This window comes from Oryzihumus sp. (genome assembly GCF_036391795.1).
In the GTDB taxonomy this organism is placed as follows: domain Bacteria; phylum Actinomycetota; class Actinomycetes; order Actinomycetales; family Dermatophilaceae; genus Oryzihumus.
The window spans coordinates 1-1534 of the sequence record NZ_DASVZH010000224.1 but is presented as its reverse complement, the minus strand read 5'-3'; the positions used below and the strand labels follow the sequence as shown (position 1 = coordinate 1534).

3 protein-coding genes are annotated in these 1534 nt (G+C 72.9%); 1 reads left to right on the top strand and 2 read right to left on the bottom strand.

The window, feature by feature from the left end:
* Together VF825_RS13855 and VF825_RS13850 are read right to left on the bottom strand one after the other, a co-directional pair.
* Positions 1–197, bottom strand: a 197-nt coding sequence (locus VF825_RS13855) for a Clp protease N-terminal domain-containing protein (protein ID WP_331114271.1), incomplete at its 3' end; no start/stop codon positions are given.
* A gap of 82 nt (positions 198–279) precedes the next feature.
* Positions 280–1065 carry a hypothetical protein gene (locus VF825_RS13850; RefSeq protein WP_331114269.1) on the bottom strand — a complete coding sequence of 262 codons (786 nt, stop codon included), beginning with the start codon at positions 1063–1065 and terminating at the stop codon, positions 280–282.
* Positions 1066–1326: 261 nt separating this feature from the next.
* Here VF825_RS13850 and VF825_RS13845 point away from each other — a divergent pair.
* Positions 1327–1534: hypothetical protein (locus tag VF825_RS13845; RefSeq protein WP_331114267.1), on the top strand; the 208-nt coding region annotated here is incomplete at its 3' end.

Genomic DNA, 1534 nt, shown 5'->3' with positions numbered 1-1534 from the left:
TCCTCGAGGCGCGAGGCGACGCGGGCCGGGTCGGCCCCGATCTTCTCCAGCACCGGCCGGGCGATGCCGTCCTCCTGCTCCAGCATCGCCAGCACGAGGTGCTCGACGTCGATGGCCTGGTGGTCGCGCCGGCGCGCCTGGCCGGCCGCGCCCTGCAGCACCTCCTGGGCCTTCGTGGTCAATCTCTCGGGTCGCATGCCGGCAACGTAAGAGCCCGACCTGTCTTGGCAAGCGGGCGCTGCGGGCGGGCCCGGAGGCCCGCCCGTCTCGCCGGGGTTCCTACGAAGCGGTGCCCGTCGTCGTCGGCGTGGTGCTGGGCATCATGGTCGATGGGGTGGTGGTCGACGGGGTGGTCGTGGTCGGGGTGGTCGGGGTCGTGGTCGGGGTGGTCGGGGTCGTGGTCGGGGTCGTGGTCGTGGTCGTGGTCGTGGTCGGGGTCGTGGTCGTGGTCGGGGTCGGCGCCGGCGCGGTGGGCGTCGCGGCGCACCCCGGGATCTGGTGATCCCACGGCATGGTCTGGCCGCTCGGCCCCTGCCACATGCCGCTCATGGTGGTCCCGCTCGAGCCGCCCATCATCGTGCCGCCGTCGCCGCCCATGCGGCTGCTCATCTGGCTCAGCTCGGCGGCGCGCATCTGCATGTGCTCGGCGTAGACCGCCATGGTCGCGGCGTGCTGCGCCGCCGTCGTCTGGTTCTGCGTCGCGTTGCTCGAGCTGCAGGCGACGGTGCGGTACTGCGCGAGCGTCTGGGCCATCACCGCCACGCCGCACTGCACGTCGGCCGCGGTGCCCTGGCCCATCGACATCATGCCGTCGTCCATGGCGGGGGCGTCCGCCTGCATCTCCTGGATGGCCGCCTGCATCTGCGACTGGTACTGCTGGGCGGCCGCCGCGCAATCGGTCGGCGTCGTGGCCGCCGCGGCCGCCGTGCTGTAGGTCGTGACCGTGTCGGAGGCGGTGAGGGCGGCCCGCTGGTAAGCCGCCATCTGCGAGGAGGTCGGGGTCGTGCTCGAGCCGCCGCAGGCGGCGAGGCCCAGCACGCCGAGGGCCATCGAGATTCGCTTCATGTGTCTGTGCTCCCTGGTTCGAGCCGCGTCAGTGCGGATGCGCTCCCCGTCAGCAACCGATGTGCCACGCTGTCGTTGTGGCGCTCCTTCACGGCTTTCGCGGCGCGGGGCGGTCGCCAGGGGGTCTGTGCTGACCGACCTGGTACGCTCGTGTGTACCCGTTGGTACAGGGGCCCCGATCGCAGCGCGCCAAGCTACCGGGAGGACGGGGTGGTATGCCCGTTGCTATACCTTCCGTCTGCCAGCAGGCGGGAGCGCCACATGATCGGCAGAGCATTCATCGTCGCAGGGATCCTCACCACCGCGTCGGCGCGGGCCGATGGTGCTGCCTCCGGACCGGCCGAGGCGGCGCGACTCGCCGTTCGCCAGGCGCTGCTGGAGCGGCTCCCCGTGCCCAGCGCCCCGCCCGCGCTGCCCGATCGCGCCCTCGCCCCAGCGCTGCCCGGCTCGCGCGCCAGCGCGAGCGAGG

Bases quoted from the DNA above. Each gene is read 5' to 3' on its own strand.
- VF825_RS13850 (WP_331114269.1), bottom strand. From the start codon at position 1,065: ATGAAGCGAATCTCGATGGCCCTCGGCGTGCTGGGCCTCGCCGCCTGC.